We start from the raw sequence: 23,713 nt of genomic DNA on the forward strand, positions 1-23,713 counted from the left end.
TGAGAATAGATGCAAGAGTCAACCACCCTTCAGAAACTTAGCCAAAAAGTCAGCGAGATGCTGAGAACGTACGATGAACTGCGTATGAAAAATGCGCAGCTGCAGGAGCAGATCGACCTATTGAAATCTGAAAATGCATCAAAAGAGGCCGTTTTGTCACGCATGCAGGACGAACTGACAGAAAAAGACCGCGAGATCGAAGAGATCGTCAATAAGATCGAAAGCATCCTGGGCTGAACAGAAGATGATACAAGTTTGGATGGGAGAAGTTAGATGAGCAAGAAAGTGTCTCTCACCATCAACGGCAGCCGTTTTGACATCGAGCTGGAAGAGGGATTTGCCCGCTATCTGACAGCACAGATGAAAAAAGATTTCAATATCGAAGGCAACAACGACGCTAAAACCCTTCTTCATGCCTATGTGCGAAAAAATGCGGAGCTTTTCAGGCAGGACGAAGAGATGAAAGCGCTTGTTGAAAAGTTGGAAAGATAAGGTCTTATGCGCCTCTCCGCGTCAGCAAGACGATAAAGCAAATGGCAGTTTGAAAATTAAAAAAGAGAGAAAATGAAAGCAACAGATCCGACACAAATGACTGAAAGTATGGTAGGAGGTGCCGATCTTACGATCTGGCTGATCATGTTCGGGGCGCTTGTTGTTGTAGCCCTTGTATTGGCGTACATGAGCCGCGGTATGGAGCGTTAGTTTTAGCAGGGAGTCCAATGGGATGCTGGAACATAATTGTACAAGATAGGTGTAAAACCTGACTTCTAAGCTGAACATAAGAAAATTTGATCCATAATAATGGCCAGGTTACAAGAGTAGCCAAATATTTTGATTTAAGGAGTTCTTTATGAAAAGAGCTGGTTTTACAATGATCGAATTGATCTTCGTTATCGTTATTTTGGGTATTTTGGCAGCCGTTGCTATTCCAAAACTTGCAGCGACTCGTGATGATGCCAAAACATCAGGTGCACTAACAGACTTGTCAACATGTATTGCAGATGCAGGTAGTGCATTTACAGCAACAGGAACAACAGACCTGACTTCAGCAGCTTGTGTAAATGCAAACGCTGGTTGTTTTGTAATTTCTGCAGCAGACCCAGCAAGTGGTGATCTTAGTGTTGCAGGTGGCGGTCCAGATGCAGCTTTAGCATATTGTGTAGATGCGAATACAAAAGCAACTGCAAAAGGTCTAATTAAAACACATAGTTTCGGTGGATCGAACGTAATATACTAATATGTATAGAAGGATGAGAGTTTTCTCATCCTGTTTTTTGACATTGCAATGATGATTGTTTTTTAGAAGCGTTCTGTTTATAACGCCTGTCACATTGATACTTTCTATTACTGTACGGTTTTGCCGTTACTGCTAAAACTCCTCTTGATCTTTTTTATGACAGCTGTAAATTGTCTGTTTCCCTCTGGCAGCTAACTGTTTCTTATGTTTTTATGCAAAACAGACGTTTCTTCTTTAATGCGTGAATCAGCGTATCGTGTTTGAAGAGCTGACAATCGATTTTTAGCATATGCGATTGAGATAAGCAACATAAACTTTGATTGTGTGATATAATAATTTTATATAAATAAGGTGGAATTATGAAAAAAAGTGCATTTACGATGATAGAACTTGTTTTTGTGATCGTAGTTCTGGGCATACTGGCGGCAATAGCTGTTCCTAAGTTGGCTGTTACCCGTGATGATGCAATGATCTCTAAAGGGCGTTCCGATGTTGCCGCCATTCGTACGGGGATCGTTTCAGAAAGACAAGCGCGGTTGGTCAAAGGTGAACACAGTTTCATCGCGCCGGATAAGTTGTCTGTTAACAAACTTTTTGACGGTGTGATGATGTACGGCATAACAGCTGGTACGGGTGATGGTCACTGGAGCGGTGGAGGGACAAGCTATACGTATAAGATAAAAGGTGAGTCAAATGTATTTACTTATACACAAGCTACCGGAAAGTTTGAATGTACTTCAGGTTCATACTGCTCAAAATTAACTGATTAGTGTTGAGAATTGTGAGGGGCAAAAACCTTTTGGAATTTGACGATCATAAAAAATTGAGCAGATATTCTCTTTGCCTTTCTTTTCTCTTTTCAAAATTGAAGTATAATATGTCTGCAAAAGGATATATTTGTACTTTTATAAGATAGCACTGCTCAACTCCCCCCTTGAACCGCTAACCTACCAATCACAAAGTGTCATTGCCGTTGGGCATGAGGTTAATGTATCACTTCGCAACCGTCAGTTGACCGGTGTTGTCGTACAGGCTTGTGAAATCCCGGAATTCAAGACGAGCGAGATCGGGACACTGACGTCAAACTACTATTCTCCTAAACAGATCAAGACCGCAAAATTTATCTCAGAGTATTATATTTGTTCTCTCGGCGAAGCCTTGAACCTTTTTGTCCCTTTTTTAAGTGAAGAGTGTGCCGTTGGCACGGTAAATGGTAAATCGGTAATGGAGAATGGGGAAGAAAGGAAAAAGCAGAATAATACATCCATAGTCCTCTCAAAGAAACAAGATGATGCGTTAACGTTTTTGCAGCAGCATCCTGTTGCTTTGCTGTTCGGTGACACGGGTTCCGGCAAGACCGAGATCTACATGCGCTATTTTGAAGATATTTTACAACAGGGCAAACGAGCGATCTTTCTGATGCCGGAGATCTCTCTGACGCCGCAGATGCAGATCCGCCTCGAAGAGCATTTCGGCGATGCCATAGTGATGTGGCACTCCAAGGTGACCAAGGTGCAGAAGAAGAAGCTTCTTGAGCGCATCTATAACGGTTCGGCAAAGATCATTGCCGGAGCCCGCTCGGCGCTCTTTCTACCGGTGGAAGATCTGGGGTTGATCGTGGTGGATGAAGAGCATGATGACAGCTACAAATCCAACGCCCGTCCGCGCTATAATGCCCGGGATATGGCAATCTATATGGGGCAGCTATACAAGGTTCCTGTCGTCCTGGGAAGCGCGACACCATCGATGAGCTCCTACGTGAAGTTTCCCCACTACAGGCTGAAAGGCGGCCACTATACCGCTACAAGAGAGTTTTTTTTTGAGTCTTCGCGAGAGGAGATCACGCAAAACGTCGAAGCTGCCATTGTGGGAACAAAAGCCAAAGATGAACAGGCGATGCTTTTCGTTCCGACACGGGCAAATTTCAAGTATCTGATCTGTGAAGCCTGCGGTCATACCCACTCGTGTCCCTATTGCAGTGTCGGTATGAGTGTGCATCATAAAAGCAATGCCATTAAGTGCCACTACTGTAATTTTTCGGAAAGAATTCCGACACAATGCACGAAGTGCGGCCATGAGATGCTGACCTCAAACCGTTTGGGCACAGCGGAGGCTGTCCGTTTTTTCGAAGAGAACCACCCGCAGATCAGGGTAGGGCAGTTTGACCGTGATGCCGTCAGTACACAAAACAAACTCAAAAAACTGCTCAAAGCCTTCAATGCGGGAGAGATCGATCTGCTGATCGGTACGCAGATGCTCTCTAAAGGGCACGATTACCATGACGTGACACTGGCGGTGATCCTGGGGCTTGATAACCAGCTTAATATGAGTGATTATCGTGCCCGGGAGAAGGCGCTGTCGTTACTCATACAGATAGCAGGACGCAGCGGTCGTAAAAAAGCAGCCAAAGTCCTGGTGCAAAGTTACAACAGAGATTTTTTTGAACCGTATCTCAATAACTACGAGCAGTTCCTCGAGGATGAAAAAGTTTTCCGCCAAGCGCTTTACCCGCCGTACAGGAAGTTGTCACGTGTGCTTTTCGCGCATCAAAATGCCTATAAAGCAGAACAAGATATGATGGCAATGGTCGAAAATTTACGTCGTTTTACAGCTGTAGAAGTCATCGGTTTTGGTACTGCACAGATCGAGAAAATCGCCAACAAGTACCGTTTTCAGATCTTGTTAAGAGCAGAAAAAAGTACAGAATTAATTGAAGCTCTTATGCGCAGTAAAACGCCATTAGCCGAGATCGATATGGACCCTATAGAATTTATGTGAAAATTGATGAATTCTACGATACTTATGGTAGTATAAAGCATAGACAGCGTGTATAAGGAGATTTGTCATGAGCTTTATCGCAAAACGAACAGCCTTTACTATGATAGAAATGATATTCGTCATTGTAATATTAGGTATCTTGGCAGGTGTCGCTATGACAACACTCGCTGCAACAAGAGATGATGCCAAAGGATCACGTGCAGCAATGAACCTGGCTACTGCTATTCAGGATATAGGGTCTCACTATACAGCAACAGGTACTTTGGATGTCGGTGCTACAAATGCTGTCGTAGCAGGTGATTGCTTTGTTCTTGTAGCTGCAGATTCTGATGGCGATGGTGTAGACGATGGTATTACAGTCACTTCAAGCATCGGAGACGGTGCTCATTGCGCATCGGCAATCGGGATAGCTGCTATGAACCAACTGGTAGGGACACGTGTGTTTAAAGAGACAAAAGTCGCCTATTAATAGTGATTTTTATATGTCAGTAACTGAAAAATTATTTTAAAGAACGGTATTTTCATTTTAAATATTTCCTCAACTCTCTCTAACGCGCTTCGCGCTAAAATCTCTTTATGATTGAACGTGTAAAAACCAAAAAAATATATGTCGGTAATGTCGCCGTCGGCGGGGATGCTCCGATCTCCGTACAGTCGATGACCTATTCGCAGACACACAATGTCGAAGCGACCGTGGCACAGATCAACCGTCTGCACTTTGCCGGTTGTGATATCGTACGGGTCGCAGTGCCGGACATGCAGGATGCGCTGGCGCTTAAAAGCATCAAAGAGCAGATCTCTTTACCGCTGGTCGCCGACATCCATTTCAACTATAAACTGGCGCTTGTTGCCGCAGAAGTGGTGGACTGTATCCGTATCAACCCGGGCAATATCGGTGATCAGTCGCGGGTCAAAGACATCGTCAAGGCGTGTCAAGAACGTAATATCCCGATCCGTGTCGGGGTCAATGCGGGTTCTCTGGAAAAGCAGTTTGAGAACAAATACGGTCAGACGGCGGAGGGGATGGTCGCTTCAGCCGAATATAATATCAAGTTTCTGGAAGATCTCGGATTTACCGACATCAAGGTCTCCTTGAAGGCGTCCGATGTGCAGCGCACTGTTGATGCCTACCGGATGCTTCGCCCTAAAAATGACTACCCTTTCCACCTCGGTGTAACCGAGGCGGGGACCATCTTCCATGCGACGGTCAAAAGCGCCATCGGCCTTGGCGCGCTGCTGCTTGATGGCATCGGTGATACGATGCGTGTTTCGATCACTGGAGAGCTCGAAGAGGAGATCAACGTCGGTCGTGCTATCTTGAAAGACAGTGGAGCTGCGGCCGAAGGGCTTAACATCATCTCCTGCCCGACCTGCGGGCGCATTGAAGCGGATCTGGTCAGTGCGGTCAGCGAGATCGAAGAACGCACCAAACATATCAAAACCCCGCTCAACGTCTCGGTCATGGGGTGTGTTGTCAACGCCATCGGCGAAGCGGCGCATGCGGATGTGGCGATCGCTTACGGCAAAGGCAAGGGGCTGGTAATGGTCAAAGGCGAAGTGGTGGCAAACCTGGATGAGAAGGAACTTGTCGAGCGCTTCGTCACCGAGGTCGAACAGATGGCCGACAAGATTGAGAAGGAGGGGTGATGGAAGAAGCTCTCTATAACCTGGCATTTGAACGTTCCATCCTTAGCTCGATTATCTTTGAGCCGAGCCAGTTCGATGACCTTGAAAATATTCTAAAAGAAGACGATTTCTATCTGCCGGCACACCAGGATATCTACAGGGCGATCGCAACACTGGTGCACCGGGATGAACCGATCGACGAAGAGTTTATCAAGAAAGAGCTGAGCCAGAAGAAGAAGTTCGATGAAGCGGTGATGTTGGACATCCTTTCAGCAAACCCTATCTCCAACACCACGGCGTACGTCAAAGAAATCAAGGACAAGGCACTCAAGCGGCATCTTCTGACCTTGACTACAGAGATCAAGCGGGTGACGCTCGAAGAGGAGCTCCCCAGCAGTGAAGTTGTCGATATGGTGGAGAAAAAGCTCTATGCCATCACCCAGGACTCGCAGAGCAGCGACTTCAAAGACGCCGACCGGGTGACGATCGACACGATGAACTATATCGCAGAGATGAAGGCGCGCGGCAACACAGTGCTTGTCGGGGTCGATACGGGGTTTGAAGAACTCAACAAGATGACGACCGGTTTCGGTAAGGGTGACCTTGTCATCTTGGCGGCGAGACCGGCCATGGGTAAGACCTCGTTTGCGCTAAATATCGTCCAGAATCTTCTTGACAACGGTAAGGGAGTTGCTTTCTTCTCACTAGAGATGCCGGCCGAGCAGCTGATGCTGCGTCTTTTGAGTATCAAGACCTCTGTAGGTCTGCAGAAACTGCGCGTAGGCGACATGGATGATGACCAGTGGTCCCGTCTGAACAAGGCCGTCGAACAGATGCAGCACTCCAAGCTCTTCGTGGACGATCACGGCTCACTCAACATCAATCAGCTGCGCTCGAAACTGCGCAAGCTCAAAGGAAAACATCCCGAGATTGAGCTCTGCGTTGTGGATTACCTGCAGATCATGAGCGGCACGGGCACAAAAGACCGTCACCTCGAGGTCAGTGAGATGTCGCGCGGGCTGAAGATGCTGGCCCGTGAGCTTGAGATGCCGATCATCGCCCTTTCCCAACTCAACCGCGGGCTTGAGTCGCGCAACGACAAGCGTCCGATGCTCAGCGATATCCGTGAGTCGGGTTCGATCGAGCAGGATGCGGATATCATTATGTTCGTCTACCGCGACGATGTCTACCTTTACAAAGAGGAGAAGGAGCGCGAAAAAGCGGCAAAGGCGGAAGGGAAAGAGTTTACCCCGACTTACGTCGAAAAAGAGGAAGAGGAGGCCGAGATCATTATCGGCAAACAGCGTAACGGACCGACAGGGCATGTTAAGCTTCTCTTCCAGAAAAAACTGACCCGCTTTGTCGACAGACCGGCCTACGGTGCCGTTGAAGTTGCGTATGAAAACGTCGACACCACTTCGGCGAACATGAACATAGAGATGCCGACTATTTAAAAGTTCCAGCTGGGTCTGCCCCTTCGGGTATCAGCGCATCTTGCACCGAAGGCAGACATTCTACGCACAGCAGTGCGTTTTCGGCCTGACTTCGGCACAATCTACACTAAATCTAAAACTCTTAAATCCCTTCTCTTTAAGAGAAATTTTCACTATTATTTAAACAAAATAAAACAATATTGGTTATAATATTTTCAGCTTGATCGAAGGTTGGGACCTACAGTGATATTGTCTGCGCCGCCGCTCTTGAGAGGTCGTGAATACCTCTACTTTTTTCTGCTCGCTTTTTCTTTTCTGCTCTTCTCCCTTGCTGCAGAGTTTTATCATTACGCCAAACTCACGCAGTTTGATGATGCGGTTATAGAGGTAACGGTTCTAAAGCACTATACAAAGGTCAAAGAGGGAAAGAAATATGATGTATTGCAGCTTCTAAGCGGTGACGGTGCCAAGTTCTATATCACATCGAAGCCGGTCTTGAAAAACCTGGTCGGGTATCGGGTAACGACATGGCTCCATACGGCGCACATCGGTTTTTACGATTATCTTAAGGGCTTTGCTGCAAAAGGGCGTATCATCTCAGTCGAGCGGATGAAAGAGAAACGGTATAGCCTAGGCGAGACCTTACAAGAAAACCATGTCAGCATCGAGGCAGGGAGGATCTACGGGGCACTTTTTCTTGCCCTGCCGCTTGGGCGCGCCTTGCAGGAGCGGTTTTCCTATCTGGGTGTCTCGCATCTGCTGGCGATCAGCGGGTTCCATCTGGGCGTATTGAGCCTGATCTTATTCGCACTTTTGAGATGGCCGTACCGGCTTTTGCAGCAGTGCTATTTCCCCTATAGGCACCGCAACCGCGACCTGTTTATCATCGTTGCCTTTGTGTTGGGCAGCTACCTTTTTTTTCTGGGGGATGTCGCTTCGTTGCTTCGTGCGTATGTGATGTTGATCGTTGCCTATCTCTTGCACGACAGGGGAGTAAAGATCGTCTCGATGCAGACTTTGTTTATCACCTTGGTGCTGCTGCTTTCATTGTGGCCGAGGCTCTTTTTTTCAGTGGGACTCTGGCTCTCGATCGGCGGGGTCTACTTTATCTTCTTATACCTGCGTTATTTTTCTGAGCTCTCAAAATATCTCACTCTTTTCGTTGTCCCGGTATGGGTCTATCTGATGATGACACCGATCGCTCTGACAGTTTTTGGAAACTACAGTCTCTACCATCCGCTCTCGGTTGTATGGAGTATTCTGTTTACACTCTTCTACCCGTCAGCGCTTATGCTGCACGCAATAGGATATGGTGCGGCCATGGACGGCGTGCTGGATTTTTTTTTGGTGAACGAAATCAACGGCATCCATTTTGAACTGCCACTGTATTGGCTGGCACCTTATCTGCTTTTGGCTCTGAGCGCACTCTACAGCAAAAAGATGCTCTATCTTCTACTTTTGGTGGCTTCTGGAGTATCCGTAGCTACGGTTTATCAGGTAGCATAGCCGCAATCCGTAGACGAAGATGATCCAGGAGAGATAGATCCAGGTCAAAAAGAAGATGGATATAGCGAAAGGACCGTAGATGGTGCTGGTCGCTTTGGCAAAAAAGACATAGTAGACAAAGGCGGCCTTGGAACTGGCCCAGATCAGCATGGCGATGAAGGAACTTATCGCGGCCGATTTGTAATAGACATAGACGTTGGGAGACAGTTTGTAGATAAGAAAAAAGATAAGCCACTCGATGAGGTGGGGCAGCACGGCGGAGAACTCGATGACGCTGCCGAAAAGGTATCTGTTGACAAACTGGTTGATGGTGCTGGTGAAGTAGAAGGAGAGTACCAGTCCCAGTGGCATCAGCGTGATCAGCAAGAGGTAGGTGAAGATCGTTTTGAAAAACCCGCTGTGTTTGGCTTTGAAAATGCTATTTACAACGTAAGAGAAATTGGTAAAAAAGAGCAGGGAGATCAGCAGCGTAACGGTGAGACTTATAATGCCCAGTTGCGTACTGTTGGCAATAAAGGTATCGATATAGTCTGTGATGATCTCGGTCTGCACGGGAAGCAGGTGCTCGATCAGAAAAATCTTCAGTGTTGCATAATATTCATCAAAACGTTCCAGACGCGGCAAGAGCGAGAAGATGATTACCAGCAGGGGGACAATGGTCGAGATGGTGTAGAAGCTGAGGCTTGAGGCATAATAGGTCAGCTCGTCATCAAAAAGTTTCTTGAGAAAAAAACGGATGTGACGATAATAATGGTTGCGTTTTATACTTTGAGGCAGATGCATAAACTATTGTAGCACAAGGTGACTGGTTTGGAGAACGCTACCGTTCCAGACGTAGCATAAGCTTAGTCGAGACCCATCTTGTTCGGATTGAGGATATTGTTCGGATCGAACGCTTTTTTGATCGCTTTGAACAGGTTCATCTCCTCATCCGTGAAGGCCATATTCATATACGGTGCTTTGGCAAGGCCGATGCCGTGCTCACCGCTCAGCGTACCGCCGAGATCGATCGTGGCCTGAAAGACCTCTTCAATAGCCTGATAACCGATCTTGACCTGCTCTTCATCGCTGCCGTCAACCATGACATTGGTGTGGACATTGCCGTCGCCGGTGTGGCCAAAACAGGGGATGTTGATATTGTATTTCTCAGCGATCTTATCAAACTCTTTAAGAAGCTGCGGCAGTACCGCACGCGGTACGGTAACATCTTCATTGATCTTTTTGCTGCCGTAGATGGAGAGTGACTGGGAGGCTCGTCTGCGCGCGAACCAGAGGTCGGCTGCTTCCTCTTGGTTCTTTGCGATCTTGAAATCAGTACAGCCGTTTTCTCTGAAGACCTTTTCGATCTGGGCGAGCTGGAAGTCCAGATCGCTCTCAAGGTTGCCGTCCACATCGGTGACAAGGATCGCGCCCGCTTCGACCGGCAGCCCTTTATGGTAGGTCTGTTCGACCGCACGGATGGTCTTGTTGTCCAGAAACTCCATCGCGACCGGGGTAACACCCGATGCCATGGTCTTGTAGACGGCTTCCATCGCCGAGTTGACGGTATCGAAGATCCCCATCGCCGTTTTTGTCATCTTGGGTTTTGAGAGGAGTTTCAACGTGACTTCGGTCGTGACGGCGAGGGTGCCTTCGGATGCGATCAGGATACCGGCGATGTTGTAACCGGCTACATCCTTGATGGTGCGTTTTCCGGCCTTGATGATATCGCCGTTTGGCAGGACAGCACGTATGGCCATGACATAGTCTTTTGTGATGCCGTATTTGGCAGCACGCATGCCGCCGGCATTTTCATTGACATTTCCGCCGATAGTCGAGTAGTTCTGGCTGGCCGGGTCCGGCGGGTAGAAGAGGCCGACCGCTTCAACCGCTTTTTGCAGATCCATATTGATGACCCCTGGCTGTACAATGGCGACCATATTTTCCATATCGATCTCGAGGATCTTGTTCATGTGCTTTTCAAAAGCGAGAACGATACCGCCTTTGCTCGGCAGGGCGCCCCCGGTGAAACCGGAGCCGGCACCGCGGGGAACGATGACAATATGGTGTTCGTTACAGTACTTCAGAATCGCGCTGACATCCTCTTCGTTGCGGGGGAAGAGCACGGCATCAGGCTCGAAGTGTGCACGTGTCGCATCGTAAGAGTAGGCGATCATGTGGGCTTTATCGCTGTAGACATTCTCTTTGTCTAAAAGTTTTTCAAAATAGTAGATATGCGAATGGTCTAACATGATTATTCCTCGATTTTAAATTTCTTGAGCAGCTTTTTATCCGCTGTTTCAAGGCTCTTGATGTGGTCATAAAGCAGCTTTGACTCTGTGTTGTGTTTTACCAGCAGTTCCAGATAGTAGGGCGCATAGCTTTCTAAAGGCCGGCTTGCTTCGCCCCATACCCACCATGAGGTCGAGATCTTTTCAACCCGTGAGAAGAAAGGCAGTTTGATATCTTTTTCTTCAAGTTCGACGGGCGTGATCTGGATCAGGCTCATCGTCTGACAATCTAGTGTGAAAAGGGCATCTTCAGCGTAGATATACAAAAGCCCGATCTCACCCAGGGTACAATAACCTGAAAGGTCCTCTTTTACAGGTGCCGGATGCGCATGGTAGGAGAGGTAGGTGGCAAAACTGTCAGGGTGGATCCATTCGACACCATGAATATTTTTCGTGATGATATGATAGGTCTCTTCGCTGGGTGCAAGCAAAAGTGCACGTGAATAGCCGAAGGCCAGGATCGCTTCATCGCCCGGTTGAACATGCCAGCTGCCTCTGGGCAGAGAGTTCTGCTTCAGCCCTTCATATTCCGAAAGCGCCAGCGTCGCTTCCGATGTCGCTTCGTTAAATTCAGAGACATAGGCATCGGCGACGATGACACTGTGGTCATCGGTAAAGTGGCGCACGATAAAACCGTGCACGCCTTTGGCGATCTGCTTGACCTCTACAGTCGCACTTTTACCATTATCAGTGACGGATTTTACAGGCAGGTGGAGCTCAGCCGCATGTAGAAAAAAAGGGAAAAGAAAAAACAGTATAAATCTATGCACAAACTATCCTCGTAACGTGTTGAGCAATTATAGCTCAGTTTTTCTTTGTCGAGACCTTAGCGGAGACGGCAGAAGAAAAAATACAGCGAATGGGTGGCTGTCTTTGGAAAGCACCAAAACAAGGGACTATATTAGCTCTTGGTAAGTTAAAGTTCGATATCCTGACAAAATTAAATGCAAGGAAGAAGTGTTGATACAGCGGCTACTTATTTTGATCTTACTTCCTCTTGTGTTGAGTGCGGCAAAGGTGGACTATCTGCGCTGGGATAACGGTATGACCTATCTCAGTTTTTTAGCCAAACACGACCTGCCTTCACGTACGCTTTACTGGAATCTTGACAGCGAGGACAGAAAGCTGACCGAAGAGATCTACAGCGGTGTCCGTTATCAGATCCTCCGTGATGACAACGCGACAGCCATCCAACAGGTACTTATTCCTATCTCCGATGAACTGCAGCTGCATATCTATCAGGACAGAAAGGGAAAGTATGTGTTTGAAGCGATCCCGATTATATACAATACCAAGATTCAGTCTTTTACAACGACGATAACGAGTAACCCCTCTTCTGCTATCTACGATGCGACACATTCCAAACGGGCGATGAGTGCCTTTATCAGTGGATTCAGAAAGTCGATCAATTTTGCTCTACATGTACAGAAAGATGATCCCTTGGTCATGATATATGATCAGAAGTATCGCTTCGGAAAACCGTTCTCCATGCCGCGTCTGCAATTGGCAAAAATCCGTCTTCACGGCAAATGGCACGGGGTCTATCTGGGTGCAGATGAACGTTACTATGATGCCAAAGGGCATGAGGTCGAAGGCTTCCTGCTTGTTAAACCGGTAAAACGTGCGCGGATCAGTTCCGGCTTTACCAAACGGCGCTGGCACCCGGTCCTGCACAAATATCGGGCGCATTTGGGAATGGATTATGCCGCGCCGAGAGGGACCCCTATCCATGCTGCCGGAGCAGGGACGATCATCGAAGCACGCCGCAGCCCGAGTTACGGAAACGTGATGAAGATCCGCCATGCCGACGGGTATATGACACTTTATGCTCATCAGAAAAAGTTTCGTGCGGGCATGCGGCGCGGCAAACGGGTCAAAAAAGACGAGATCATCGGATATGTCGGGACAACGGGTCTCTCTTCCGGGCCGCATCTTCACTTCGGCCTGTATAAACACAACCGTGCGATCAATCCGCGCAGCGTCATTCAGGTGACAACCAAAAAATTGACAGGCAAAAAGAAAAAGCAGTTTGACAATATTGTAAAACATTATGACGAAGAGGCGGAAATGATTTTGGCCAGCAATAAACAGGCTGAACGGTTTTTTGATTTTGATCCCGTCTGTTATGTGAAGCATGATGATTTTGGAGAGGGGGCAGAGCGTAATGAAACAGTACGAAAATGAGATGCAACATGCTCTGGAACTTTACCTTAACGGCAGTGAGGAACATGACCTGCACGCCAGTGAGGTCGCGTACCTCCTTAAAAAGATCCGAAGCGAAGATAAAGAGGCTTTCTATTTAGCACTGTCGCGTCTTCCGCAGGATTCCCGCGGGGATGTACTCCTCGAACTGCCTGAAAAGCTCAAAGATGAAGCGATCACCTTCTACTCGACAAAAGAGCTTGCAGAAGCGGTCGAGGGGCTCGAATCGGATGATGCGGCCGACCTGGTTCAGGACATTGACGAAGTCGATGAGGATAAAAGTGAGGCGGTTATTGCGCATCTTGATGATGAAGATCGTGAAGAGATCGCACACCTTCGCCATTATGAAGAGGACCAGGCCGGTGCATGGATGCAGATCGAGGTTTTTGACGCGACTCTGGATGAGACGATACAAGATGCCCGTGATCGCCTAAAGAGAATGAAAGAGCTGGATGAGATCGAGAATGTACATCAGGTCTTCATCATCAACGATGAACGGCGGCTGATCGCGACGATTCCTCTTGAAAACGTGATCTTGTTTGACTTCTCCAAGACCTTCAGGGAACAGCTGGAATCCAAAGAGTTTCGTTCTGTCGAAGTCTCTTCACCGATCGAAGAGGTCGCATCGATGTTCGAACAGTATGACCTCTCCGTATTGCCTGTTGTCGATCGCCAGGGACATCTGGTCGGGCGTATCACGTCGGACGATATCTATGATGTCATCGAAGACCGCGCGACGGAACAGATCTACAACCTGGCCGGGGTAAATGATGAAGCGGAGCTGGAGGAAGATCTTTTTGAGGTCTTCAAAAAGCGTGCTTCGTGGCTTCTGATCAATCTCTTTACGGCCATTTTGGCTTCCATCGTTATCGGGATGTTCGATGAAACGCTGGTTGCTTTTGTGTCACTTGCTATTTTGATGCCTATCGTCGCTTCAATGGGCGGCAACGCCGGTACGCAGACACTGACCGTTATGGTCCGTAAGATGGCGCTTGGTGATATCGATGTCGTCAATGCCAAAGATGCGGTCATCAAGGAGGCGACGGTTGCGCTCTTGAACGGGTTTATCTTCGCCGTATTGATGGGTATTGTCGCCTATATCTGGTTTGATGTCCCAAGATTGGGTCTGGTTATCGGTTTGGCAATGATCTTCAATCTTTTGATCGCCGGACTCTTCGGTGCCTTTATCCCTCTTTTGCTGAAGCGGATGAACATTGATCCGGCGGTCGGCTCGTCGGTATTGCTGACCACTGCAACCGATGTTTTTGGCTTTTTAAGTTTCCTGGGGCTTGCCAGTTTAATACTGATAAAATAGTGAAAGTTCCAGCTGGGTCTGCCCCTTCGGGTATCGGCGCATCGTGTGCAAACATTTTGCTCTCGGCGCACAGCAGTGCGCAGTCGGCAAAACATTTTCCACAATCTGCACCAAATCTGAACCTTTCAAAAAATCAGTTTGGAATCAGGTGAGCTACGCCACCTTTCTATAATCCCTTTACCCTCATTTCCGATATAATTATTTCATGTATAAAATAGAAAACATTTCATTCAGCGCATGTGCCGATTCCAATTTCGTTAAATCGAAACGCATGCATTACACGCAAGGCGGAGAAGAAAAGACGTGGGACCTGGTGGAGGTGCACGACAGCGTTGCCGTGCTGATCTATCATAAGGGCAGAGAAGCGTTTGTCCTTGTCAAACAGTTCCGTCCTCCGGTCTATTTGAATAACAGGGACGGTTTCACCTATGAGCTCTGTGCAGGCATCGTCGATAAAGATCTGTCACTGCTTGAGATCGCCCAGGAGGAGATTTTGGAAGAGACCGGTTATGCAGTCAAACCTGATCGCATCAAGAAAGTGACATCCTTCTATACGGCCGTCGGTTTTGCAGGGGCAAAACAGGAACTCTATTATGTTGCGGTCGATGATGAGGACAGGGTAAGCGATGGCGGCGGTATTCACGATGAAGCGATAGAAGTCGTTTATCTACCGGTCCATGAAGCTAAAGAGTTTATTTATAATGAGTCTAAAGCGAAAACACCCGGCATCATGTTTGCGATGACATGGTGGTTTTCCAAGTTGAAATAGGGGTTTTGAAAACCCCGGATTGTGAGAAGAAGGTTAGAATTTGTAGCTTGCGCTGACGTAGTAGTAACGACCCGGTTCGTTCAGCAGCATCACCTCGTCACCGCCTGTCAGCAGGGTGAGATCGCTATAGGTGTTTGAAACAGCATAGGTCTTGTCAAAGACATTGTCAACACCGGCAGCGATGCCGAAGCCGTAAGGGAGTTTATGGTCGATCTTCAGGTTCATGATGCCCCATGAAGCGATCTCCTGTTCGCCATTATCACTATCATAGTTTTTCCATGTATCGGCACCGACAAATTCAACTGTCGCAGTACTTTCTTGGTAGTAGACATAATTAAGCGCGACATTACCTTTAAGAGGCGGAATCTCTGCAAGGTTGGTGTTCGTCTGACCTTCAAGGGCTTTGTCTTTTTTACCGCGCTGGTAGGCGACACCGAAATCAGCGTAGAGATTGTCAAGGGCGTAGTAGCTTCCAGTGATCTCAAAGCCGTATATCGTTGCGTCAATGTTCTCGAATGCGTTTACAGCTTGACCACCGCCGTTGACGTTGCTTGAGTTGTAGTAGATATAGTCTTTCAGCATGCTGTAGAACAGTTTTGTTTTAAGAGAGAAACTTTCATACTTGTTCTCCATCCCCAGGTCGACTTCATAATTTGTCGTCTGATCAAGGTCGGGTGTACCAACTTCATTCCCCATAAGTCCGTAAAAGTAGAGCTCTCTTGCATCAGGAACACGCGATGCTTTGCCCACGCCTCCGAAAAAGCCCAGATTCGTTGTCGCCTGGTAGTTTGCGAAGATGTTGGCACTGACAGATTGATAGTCATTATCCGGTTGATCACTTGACGGTGTGATCTTGGTATTGTCATAACGTAAGCCGTACTTGATAGTAAGATCTGATATTTTTTGGTTAAGCTCTGCGAAGAGAGCAGCATTAACGGTGTCAACATCCGTAATACTGGTATCACTCCACATGGCATTGACAGTCGAAGCCGACTCGCCATTTACGGTGTACTTTCCATCCCAGTTGCGTTTACTGCCGTCAAGGCCTACTTTCAATTCCAGATTGTCGTTGATATCAGCAGTATTAATGAGCTTAACGCCCTGTATATCAGTCGTCAGTTTACTGACTTTAATGCCGCCTTGCGGAAGAGGCTTCGTACTTGACACTCTGTACTCAGTTGACATCGGATGTTCAACGTCAGAGTAGTAGTATTGAAGGTCCAGTTCTTTGGAGACTGCACCGATGTTGCGGATGATGTACTCCGCCGTATAGAGGTTTGAGTCATCATAGAGTGCATCCATTTTGCTGGAGGGGTAAAGGATGTCGTCGCTGCGGTTGGCGGTGTAGCCGAAACGGAGTTCCTGGTCGTCTGTGATGTTAAAAAAGAGTTTTCCCATTAAAGTCTTTTTCGTATAGGCGTCCATGTCCCTGTATTTGTCCTGATACGCTGCTCCGGCAGTAGGTGAAAGGTAGTTGTCGATCTGCTCGGCAAAATCATTACCGTCACCGTCTTTGTACTGTCCGCTGGTCTCGCCCGACATACTCAGAAGCAGTTTGAAACGGTCCGTCCCGCCTGTGATCGTACCTGCGGCTTTTTTGTAGCCGAAGCTGCCCACACCGAAGTTGATATCACCGTGGACACCCTCTTCAGGCTCTTTCGTCGTGATCTTGACCGCACCGCTGAGGGTACCGAAGTTCTCGACATCATACGGTCCTTCGACGATCTGGATGCTCTCGATGTTGTTGGTCAGAACGTGCGAGATCGGCGGGTCCATGCGGTTGGGACAGGCGCCGTAGATCTTGCCGTCGTCGATGAGGACATTGATGTTGTCCTTTTTCTGTCCGCGCAGGATGATATCATTGGCGATCCCGCTTCGGCGTACGAGCGAGACCTCTGGCACTTTGTATGACAGCGCTACAGCCGCATCGGCAGATTTGATCTCTTCGCCGCTGACATCCTCGAGTGTGGTACTTTCTACAGCGATCGTATCGATCTCGACCTCTGCAGCATTAAGCATAGCTGCACAGGCAAGAGAAAGGTAGACAATTCTTTTCATTTTTGTTCCTTAAATTATAATCTATCAATAAGTTCGATGCAGGATAGAAAAAAAGTGTTACATTAGTGTTAAGAAAGCAGAAATAGTCAGAAAAAGCGCAGTGCAACAGCGACGATGTTCCGATCTGCTATAATTTCTTTCATGAACAGATCAGACAGAACCAAACGCATCATTTTCATCATACTGGCAGCGCTCGCTTCGGGTTATTTTATGTACACGGGTTTTTCGCTGCTCTATGAAAAGGGTGACACACCGTCTTCCGTTATGGAATCTGCAGAGTAACCTCTTTGGGAAACTGCATTGTCACGCAGTGCAACGAGCCGTGCTGGCGGACCAGTACGGAACACTCCACCCCGACGACCTCCCGCTCCGGAAACGCTTTTTTGATCGCAGAGAGCGCCTCTTCGTCATGGCGGTCGCTGTAGGTCGGCACGATCACCGCACCGTTTACGATGAGGAAGTTGGCATAGGTGGCGGGAAGCCGTTCGCCGTCGTAGTAAATGGCATCGGTCATCGGAAGGGGGATGAGCTTAAAAGGTTCTCCGTCAAGGTCACGCAATGCCTGAAGGTCTCTCTCCATCTTTGAGAGGGCGTCATAGTGCTCATCTTCCTCATCGCTGCATTTTACGTAGAGAATCGTCTCCCTGTCCGCAAAACGGGCCAGTGTGTCGACATGGCTGTCGGTGTCGTCGCCGGCAAGGTAGCCGTGGTCAAGCCAGAGGACCTTCTTGGTTCCGAGCACCTCTTTCAGAATGTTCTCGATCTCGAACTTCTGGGTCAGTTTGACATTGCGGTTTGGGTTTAGAAGGCACTCTGTAGTGGTCAGCAGCACGCCTTCGCCGTTTGACTCGATGGCCCCGCCTTCAAGGATCAGCCGCTCTTTTTTGTAGTTGGCACCGTAATAGTTGGCGATCTTTGCGGTCATGGCATTGTCGAGCGAGGCGTCGAACTTGCCGCCCCATCCGGTAAAGGTGAAGTCGACCACCGTCGGCTCCGAACCTTCGATCACAGTGATACCGCTGCAGTCCCTTGCCCAGGTGTCGTCTGTCTCGCAGGTGATGAAGTCGATGTTGTCCGTTGCAGAAAAATAGGATTTTACCTTCTCTATCTCATCGCAGACGATCAGGCACTTTTCAAAGCGGGCGATCGCTGTCGCGATATTGACGAATGTCTCCGAGGCCGCTTCCAGATAGGGCGCCCAGTCGCTGCCCGAGTGGGGGAAGATGAGCTGTACGAAGGACTGCTCTTCAAATTCGGCCGGCAGGTATGTTCTATCCGCTTTGACCCCTCTGTTTTTTGCTTCGGTGATGCGCATTCTTTATATCTCCTATTTGGCATTTGCCTGTTATAATCCCGCATGGCATATATTCGACTCAGCCGCGAGGCTTTTTTTCATAATCTTGACATTATCGCACAAAAAATTGGTGGTGTTTCTAAAATCGCTGTCGTTCTGAAGGACAACGCTTACGGTCATGGACTGTTCGAGATTGCAGAACTTGCACACGAATACGGTGTACGAGACGCGGTGGTGCACAATGTCACCGAAGCGCAGTCGATTTTGCCCTATTTTGATCATATTCTGATCCTGGGCGGGCACGAATATGCGGTTGACGACAAACTCTTTTTTGCGATCAATTCGCTTGAACAGATAGAAAAGATGCCAAAAGGCTGCCGGGTCGAACTCAAAGTCGATACGGGGATGCACCGCAACGGCGTTACTATGGATGAAGTCGCTGCAGCCGTGGAAGCTATCAGTGCGAGGGGGCTGCTGCTCAAAGGTGTTTTTACCCACAACCGCAGCGCAGATGCATTGAGCTCGGAGTGGTTTTGGCAGCGAAAAAATTTTGAAAAAGTTAAATCTGATATTTTGAAACTGAAAACAAAATACGGTTTTGAGACCCCGCGTTTTCATTCGGCCAACTCGGCTGCCGCTTTCCGCTATAAAGAGTTTGACGAAGATATGGTCCGCGTCGGCATAGCGGCGTACGGCTGCCTGGAGATGGCCCCTACACTCGAACAGCCTGACCTGAAACCGGTGCTTTCATTGGTAGCGAAAAAGATCAGTACCCGTCAACTTCGCAAGGGCGTGCATGTTGGTTATAATGCAACTTTCCGGGCCGAAGAGGCGATGGTGGTCTCGACCTATGATGTCGGTTATGCCGATGGCCTGCACCGGGTCTCTTCGAACAATTATGCAACACCCGAGGGCGAGAGACTGCTCGGGCGTGTCTCTATGGACAACACTACGTTTACGGGCCAGAGGGACGAGCTTCTGATCTTTGATAATGCCAACCAATATGCCAAAGCCGCGGGAACGATCAGTTATGAGATCCTTGTGGGGCTTCATTCAGAGATTGAACGGGTGGTTGTGTAACAACAGCGTTGGTGTGGACGGGGTCTGCCTTCTTGGGTAGCGTCACTTCTTTCCACCCACTTTACGCCGCAATGGCGCTATTTTACTCTTCTTGTCATCCAGTAATGTTTTTGCCAGTAGGGGTCATCTAAATTTGAGATAATGATGCCGTATTTTGAAGAGGCGTGCATAAAGTCGCCCTCTTTGAGATAGATGCCGACGTGGCGGGTGTTGTAACCTGTTTTGAAAAAGACCAGGTCACTGGTGCGGATCTGGCTGCGAGACGTTTTCTTACCGTAGTTAGCCAGCGCTTTTGTGGTGCGCGGAAGATTGATGTGGAAGAGATCTTTATAGGCCCTCTGTACAAAGGCGGAACAGTCGATCCCGTTGGGCCCGAAACCGCCGAATTTGTAGGGGGTCAGGTGCCATTCGTTGTGGTAGGGATAGAGTTTGTCCAGATCACTGTAGTTGACATGAACATTAGGCGAAGAGGGCTTGCCGGTTGCAGAACGGGTCGAACAGCCGTTCAAAAACAGTAGCAGTGCCAATAGAAGAGCATAACGCATGTCAACCGCTTATTTTGATTATCGCTTCGGGAAAGATAACCCCGTCGATCCCTTCGATGATCTTCTCTTCAAGGGAATCGGTGTCGGCTAGGCGACAGAGGATCTTGGCATCAAACAGATAGTTTTCTGCTGTATTTTGTGCTGATTTTGCCAGTGCCTCACCGACAATGATATATTTTGCACCCAGGTTGTGGGCAAACACCACTTCACTGAGATCGGCAACCCCGATGGCAAAGGCGAGGTTGTTCTCCTGCATATGCATGATAATATCGAGATTTTCCTCTTTAAAATGAAGAAAAAGTGTGCTGCCGGGCGGTGTAAGAGCGATACTGGCGATCTCATCGATATGATAAAAAGGTTCAAAACCGATGTAGGGATGTCCGAAGAGAAGCATTGTGACTCCTTAGGCTTTGTCTCGACACTGCTCAGAGCAGTAGAATTTACCCGAAGAGACGATCGCCTCTTTGGTGCTGATGTAGGTGCCGCAGGTCTCGCATGCAACCATCGTTTCATCCTCATCTTTCTCTTTCTTGTTATGTTCGTTACGCTCTTTGGTCAGCGGTGTCTTTTTTTTAATAAAGAAGAAATAGACGGCCGCAATGACAGCGATAACAAGCAATAGTTTCAACATTTTTTCTCCTTAGATCTCAATGATGAGGTAGTGCCGTTTTTTAGTTTGAATGATCTGATGTTTGAGCGCGGGATCGACTTCGTCAAAGACCTTCTCCCCTTTATAAAAGAGCAGTCGGCTTCCTTCGTGTACAAAAGGCTTGCTCAACTGCATCAGCATCTTCGTATCGGTCACGGCACGGGAGGTGACAAGTTCGATAGGGCGCGGTTCGAGCTCTTCGACACGGCAGTTGGCGACAGTGACATTTTTTAGCCCCAGATCGGCCTTGATGAACTGCAGGAAACTGGCACGCTTTTGCAGCGGTTCGCACAGAATGACCTCCGTCTGGGGCAGGGCAAAGGCGAGGATCATCCCCGGGAAACCGGCGCCGGTACCGATGTCGAGAATGGTTTTGACTTCAGGCAGGAAAGAGACCGGATAGACCGCGTCATAGATGAACTTGTCGATCAGCTCATCGTTTTTTGCACCGGTAAGGTTATGGATCTTGTTCCACTTTTTGAGGTGCTCTTTGTAGCGTTCGACATACTTGAAGAACTGTTCATCAAGTTCGATATTGTCATTTTTCAGTGCTGCTTGTATATCCATGCCGGCTTCTTAGAACGAATAAAATTTATAGTTAAGTGCACCATAGATGCTGCCGGCATTAAAATTGGTCTCTTTATCTCTCAACGTCAGGTAGTGACGGTAGGCAAGCTCGATCTCAAGGTCAACAGGCAGTAGAAAAATGAACCCTGTCTGCAAGCCGCCCATAAAGGCTGTTATGGACTTGTCATTAATTTCGGCGGTGTTTGAACCCAGGCGTATGCCGAAAAAGAATTTGGCTGTTGACTTGGCGATAACATTAAACTCGTTACTGATACCGTCAAGTGCCAAATAGATATTGTTTGTGGAAGTAATATTACCGTCAATATTGTCTGCCGCGGTATACCCCAGGTAGATACGGGCATTTTTTTCCTGAAGACCGATCTTCCCACCGTATTCCGGGCCAAATTCATAGTCACTGTCGATATCACTGCTTGTAAATTTTGCACCGGTGACACCGCCGTCAATACCGGCAAACCACGCTGCGTCGTCTGCGAATAGGGAGAGAGGAAGAATGAACAGTAAAAAGAGAGTCAGGAATTTCATCGGATAGTGCCTTCAAAGAGATGTTTTTTTGAATCTTTATCATATAACACAAGCGCTCAAAGAAAACTTCATCTCCGCCGCTATGTAATGATTTTGAAACAATAATCACCGTAATGGTAATGGAAGAGAAGAGGGTGCGCTTCTTTAAAGCAGGTGCCCCATTTCATCTTTTTTGACTTGAAGGTACCCTTCATTGTGTATATTCGGATCGATGATGATCGGCAGTCTTTCAATGATCTCGATGTTCTCCAAAGAGTTGATCTTGGCAGGATTGTTGGTGAGCAGACGTATCTTTTTGATGCCGAAGTGTTCCAAAACGGTGGTCACGATCTCATAGGTGCGTTCATCTGCCGCAAAGCCGAGCTGGTGGTTGGCTTCGACGGTATTGAAACCTTTGTCCTGCAGCGCATAGGCGTTGATTTTGTTCAGCAGGCCGATATTGCGTCCCTCCTGCCGAAGGTAGATCACCATACCGCCCTCTTTTTCTATGGTGCTAAGCGCGAACTCCAGCTGGTCACGGCAGTCGCATTTCAGGCTGCCTATGGCATCACCGGTAAGGCATTCGGAATGGACGCGGACAATCGGTGTTTCATCAAGGGGTTCTTTAAAGATGACCAAATGCTCTTTGTGCCCCTCTTTAAACGCTTTGACTTTAAAGTCGCCGAAACGCGACGGAAGATTTGCTACATCAGAAATTTTTATATTCATACTTTTTATTCTACTTACTTTAATGATCGAATTGCTACTATTAGGCACCCGAATTATACCTAAATAAGAGCTATTCGACCTGTGGCGACTGTTAAAACCCTGTGCGGATACCAAAATCTATTTAGTTGTGGTTCTATTAATCATGTTTTTAAAAGGCTTTTTATGTTCCAACGATTTCGTCGCAACCGTTTAAATCCCCATCTCCGCGCACTTGTACGTGAGACGCATGTCTCCAAAGATGATTTTATTTATCCTCTTTTCGTGCGTCCTGGAGAGGGGATCAAAACAGAGGTTGCGTCGATGCCGGGTGTCTATCAGATGAGTATCGACGAGGCAGTTAAAGAGTGTGAAGAGCTCAAAGATCTGGGACTTTACTCGATCATCCTTTTCGGTATTCCGGAGGTTAAAGACTCTGTCGGTTCAGATGCCCTCTGCGAACACGGGATCATTGCCGAAGCGGTCCGTGCCATTAAAAAGGCGCACCCAGACATGTTCGTCGTGACGGACCTCTGTTTTTGTGAATATACCGACCATGGCCACTGCGGGATCATCGACCATGTCCATGGAACGGTAGACAACGATGCCACCCTTGAGATCTCCGGCAAACAGGCTTTGGTCCATGCCAAGGCCGGTGCCGATATGATCGCACCGTCGGGGATGATGGACGGCATCATCGAGACACTGCGCAAAGCACTGGATGAAGGCGGTTATGAAAATCTGCCGATCATGAGCTATTCGACAAAATTCGCAAGCGGTTATTACGGTCCGTTCCGTGATGTGGCCGAGTCGACACCCTCTTTCGGTGACAGAGGTTCCTACCAGATGGATCCGGCCAACCGCCGTGAAGCGATCAATGAGAGTATTGCCGATGAGATGCAGGGTGCGGATATCCTTATGGTTAAACCGGCCCTTGCCTATCTCGACATCATCCGGGATATTAAAGAGAACACCCGTCTTCCATTGGCTATCTACAATGTCAGCGGTGAGTACGCGATGCTCAAATACGCGGGTGAGAAAGGGCTGATCGATTATGAACGTGTCATGATGGAGACGATGATCAGTTTCAAACGTGCCGGCGCAGATATCATCATCTCGTACCATGCCAAAGAAGTAGCGAAGCTTCTAGGATAAAA

The 23,713-nt window shown here is 48.0% G+C and carries 27 protein-coding genes; 16 read left to right on the forward strand and 11 right to left on the reverse strand.

All coding sequences use genetic code 11. From position 1 onward, the window contains the following. Positions 1 to 9: 9 nt before the first annotated feature. The 10 genes from WCY20_RS02210 (at position 10) to WCY20_RS02255 (ending at position 8,580) form a co-directional block, all read left to right on the forward strand. Positions 10 to 237, forward strand: coding sequence for a hypothetical protein (locus WCY20_RS02210; protein ID WP_345976638.1), 228 nt, complete (start codon positions 10 to 12; stop codon positions 235 to 237). 36 nt (positions 238 to 273) lie between these two features. Further along, on the forward strand, positions 274 to 492 hold the full coding sequence (locus WCY20_RS02215; protein WP_345976639.1) for a hypothetical protein: 219 nt from the start codon (positions 274 to 276) through the stop codon (positions 490 to 492). A gap of 72 nt (positions 493 to 564) precedes the next feature. Continuing rightward, positions 565 to 702, forward strand: a complete 138-nt coding sequence (locus tag WCY20_RS02220; RefSeq protein WP_345976640.1) for a hypothetical protein — start codon at positions 565 to 567, stop codon at positions 700 to 702. A 148-nt stretch (positions 703 to 850) separates the two neighbouring features. Next, entirely contained in the window at positions 851 to 1,237 is a 387-nt protein-coding gene (locus WCY20_RS02225; RefSeq protein ID WP_345976642.1) for a prepilin-type N-terminal cleavage/methylation domain-containing protein, read from the forward strand. A 359-nt stretch (positions 1,238 to 1,596) separates the two neighbouring features. Then, positions 1,597 to 2,007, forward strand: a complete 411-nt coding sequence (locus WCY20_RS02230; RefSeq protein ID WP_345976643.1) for a prepilin-type N-terminal cleavage/methylation domain-containing protein — start codon at positions 1,597 to 1,599, stop codon at positions 2,005 to 2,007. A gap of 127 nt (positions 2,008 to 2,134) precedes the next feature. Beyond that, on the forward strand, positions 2,135 to 4,015 hold the full coding sequence (locus WCY20_RS02235) for a primosomal protein N' (protein ID WP_345976645.1): 1,881 nt from the start codon (positions 2,135 to 2,137) through the stop codon (positions 4,013 to 4,015). 67 nt (positions 4,016 to 4,082) lie between these two features. After that, the gene (locus WCY20_RS02240; RefSeq protein WP_345976647.1) at positions 4,083 to 4,484 is read left to right on the forward strand and encodes a type II secretion system protein; all 402 of its coding nucleotides are present in this window, start codon (positions 4,083 to 4,085) and stop codon (positions 4,482 to 4,484) included. A 107-nt stretch (positions 4,485 to 4,591) separates the two neighbouring features. Continuing rightward, a complete protein-coding gene (gene ispG, locus WCY20_RS02245) occupies positions 4,592 to 5,662 on the forward strand; it encodes a flavodoxin-dependent (E)-4-hydroxy-3-methylbut-2-enyl-diphosphate synthase (protein WP_345976649.1) in 1,071 nt (356 codons plus the stop codon). After that, on the forward strand, positions 5,662 to 7,095 hold the full coding sequence (locus WCY20_RS02250) for a replicative DNA helicase (RefSeq protein WP_345976650.1): 1,434 nt from the start codon (positions 5,662 to 5,664) through the stop codon (positions 7,093 to 7,095). Before ispG ends, WCY20_RS02250 begins: the two co-directional genes overlap by 1 nt. A 222-nt stretch (positions 7,096 to 7,317) precedes the next feature. Then, complete coding sequence (locus WCY20_RS02255) at positions 7,318 to 8,580, forward strand: ComEC/Rec2 family competence protein (RefSeq protein ID WP_345976652.1); 1,263 nt, start codon at positions 7,318 to 7,320, stop codon at positions 8,578 to 8,580. On the opposite strand, the gene WCY20_RS02260 is transcribed toward WCY20_RS02255, so the two are convergent. The 3 genes from WCY20_RS02260 to WCY20_RS02270 form a co-directional block, all read right to left on the reverse strand. After that, positions 8,527 to 9,363 carry a YihY/virulence factor BrkB family protein gene (locus WCY20_RS02260; protein WP_345976653.1) on the reverse strand — a complete coding sequence of 279 codons (837 nt, stop codon included), beginning with the start codon at positions 9,361 to 9,363 and terminating at the stop codon, positions 8,527 to 8,529. The genes WCY20_RS02255 and WCY20_RS02260 overlap by 54 nt on opposite strands. 62 nt (positions 9,364 to 9,425) lie before the next feature. Beyond that, on the reverse strand, positions 9,426 to 10,811 hold the full coding sequence (locus tag WCY20_RS02265) for an FAD-linked oxidase C-terminal domain-containing protein (RefSeq protein WP_345976654.1): 1,386 nt from the start codon (positions 10,809 to 10,811) through the stop codon (positions 9,426 to 9,428). Positions 10,812 to 10,813: 2 nt separating this feature from the next. After that, positions 10,814 to 11,620, reverse strand: coding sequence for a plasminogen-binding N-terminal domain-containing protein (locus WCY20_RS02270; protein ID WP_345976655.1), 807 nt, complete (start codon positions 11,618 to 11,620; stop codon positions 10,814 to 10,816). A 190-nt stretch (positions 11,621 to 11,810) separates the two neighbouring features. Here WCY20_RS02270 and WCY20_RS02275 point away from each other — a divergent pair, with 190 nt between their 5' ends. From WCY20_RS02275 to WCY20_RS02285, 3 genes are all read left to right on the forward strand, one after another. After that, complete coding sequence (locus tag WCY20_RS02275; RefSeq protein WP_345976656.1) at positions 11,811 to 13,034, forward strand: peptidoglycan DD-metalloendopeptidase family protein; 1,224 nt, start codon at positions 11,811 to 11,813, stop codon at positions 13,032 to 13,034. Next, positions 13,015 to 14,367, forward strand: coding sequence for a magnesium transporter (gene mgtE, locus WCY20_RS02280; protein WP_345976658.1), 1,353 nt, complete (start codon positions 13,015 to 13,017; stop codon positions 14,365 to 14,367). The genes WCY20_RS02275 and mgtE overlap by 20 nt, the downstream gene beginning before the upstream one ends. Positions 14,368 to 14,572: 205 nt before the next feature. Then, positions 14,573 to 15,136, forward strand: a complete 564-nt coding sequence (locus tag WCY20_RS02285) for an NUDIX domain-containing protein (RefSeq protein WP_345976659.1) — start codon at positions 14,573 to 14,575, stop codon at positions 15,134 to 15,136. Between the two features lie 33 nt (positions 15,137 to 15,169). Here WCY20_RS02285 and WCY20_RS02290 read toward each other — a convergent pair whose 3' ends face one another. After that, positions 15,170 to 17,194: a TonB-dependent receptor gene (locus WCY20_RS02290; RefSeq protein ID WP_345976661.1), complete on the reverse strand. Its 2,025-nt coding sequence runs from the start codon at positions 17,192 to 17,194 to the stop codon at positions 15,170 to 15,172. Between the two features lie 141 nt (positions 17,195 to 17,335). Here WCY20_RS02290 and WCY20_RS02295 point away from each other — a divergent pair, with 141 nt between their 5' ends. Continuing rightward, entirely contained in the window at positions 17,336 to 17,476 is a 141-nt protein-coding gene (locus WCY20_RS02295) for a hypothetical protein (RefSeq protein ID WP_345976662.1), read from the forward strand. On the opposite strand, the gene WCY20_RS02300 is transcribed toward WCY20_RS02295, so the two are convergent. Then, positions 17,457 to 18,509 carry an agmatine deiminase family protein gene (locus WCY20_RS02300; protein ID WP_345976664.1) on the reverse strand — a complete coding sequence of 351 codons (1,053 nt, stop codon included), beginning with the start codon at positions 18,507 to 18,509 and terminating at the stop codon, positions 17,457 to 17,459. The genes WCY20_RS02295 and WCY20_RS02300 overlap by 20 nt on opposite strands. Before the next feature lie 42 nt (positions 18,510 to 18,551). Between WCY20_RS02300 and WCY20_RS02305 the strand changes: the two genes are divergently transcribed. After that, positions 18,552 to 19,568, forward strand: coding sequence for an alanine racemase (locus WCY20_RS02305; protein ID WP_345976665.1), 1,017 nt, complete (start codon positions 18,552 to 18,554; stop codon positions 19,566 to 19,568). A 77-nt stretch (positions 19,569 to 19,645) separates the two neighbouring features. Here the strand turns inward: WCY20_RS02305 and WCY20_RS02310 are convergent, their stop codons facing one another. The 6 genes from WCY20_RS02310 to ribA form a co-directional block, all read right to left on the reverse strand. Further along, positions 19,646 to 20,113: an NlpC/P60 family protein gene (locus tag WCY20_RS02310; protein WP_345976666.1), complete on the reverse strand. Its 468-nt coding sequence runs from the start codon at positions 20,111 to 20,113 to the stop codon at positions 19,646 to 19,648. A gap of 1 nt (position 20,114) precedes the next feature. After that, positions 20,115 to 20,507 (reverse strand): hypothetical protein, encoded by a 393-nt coding sequence (locus WCY20_RS02315; RefSeq protein ID WP_345976668.1) that lies wholly within the window; start codon positions 20,505 to 20,507, stop codon positions 20,115 to 20,117. 9 nt (positions 20,508 to 20,516) lie between these two features. Next, positions 20,517 to 20,744: a PP0621 family protein gene (locus WCY20_RS02320; protein ID WP_345976670.1), complete on the reverse strand. Its 228-nt coding sequence runs from the start codon at positions 20,742 to 20,744 to the stop codon at positions 20,517 to 20,519. 9 nt (positions 20,745 to 20,753) lie between these two features. Next, complete coding sequence (gene rsmG, locus WCY20_RS02325) at positions 20,754 to 21,329, reverse strand: 16S rRNA (guanine(527)-N(7))-methyltransferase RsmG (protein ID WP_345976671.1); 576 nt, start codon at positions 21,327 to 21,329, stop codon at positions 20,754 to 20,756. Positions 21,330 to 21,338: 9 nt separating this feature from the next. Beyond that, positions 21,339 to 21,872, reverse strand: coding sequence for a hypothetical protein (locus WCY20_RS02330; protein WP_345976672.1), 534 nt, complete (start codon positions 21,870 to 21,872; stop codon positions 21,339 to 21,341). Positions 21,873 to 22,016: 144 nt separating this feature from the next. After that, entirely contained in the window at positions 22,017 to 22,580 is a 564-nt protein-coding gene (gene ribA, locus WCY20_RS02335; RefSeq protein WP_345976673.1) for a GTP cyclohydrolase II, read from the reverse strand. A gap of 162 nt (positions 22,581 to 22,742) precedes the next feature. Between ribA and hemB the strand changes: the two genes are divergently transcribed. Further along, complete coding sequence (gene hemB, locus WCY20_RS02340; RefSeq protein ID WP_345976675.1) at positions 22,743 to 23,711, forward strand: porphobilinogen synthase; 969 nt, start codon at positions 22,743 to 22,745, stop codon at positions 23,709 to 23,711. The last annotated feature ends 2 nt before the right edge of the window (positions 23,712 to 23,713 follow it).

Source organism: Sulfurimonas sp. HSL3-7 (genome assembly GCF_039645985.1).
In the GTDB taxonomy this organism is placed as follows: domain Bacteria; phylum Campylobacterota; class Campylobacteria; order Campylobacterales; family Sulfurimonadaceae; genus Sulfonitrofixus; species Sulfonitrofixus jiaomeiensis.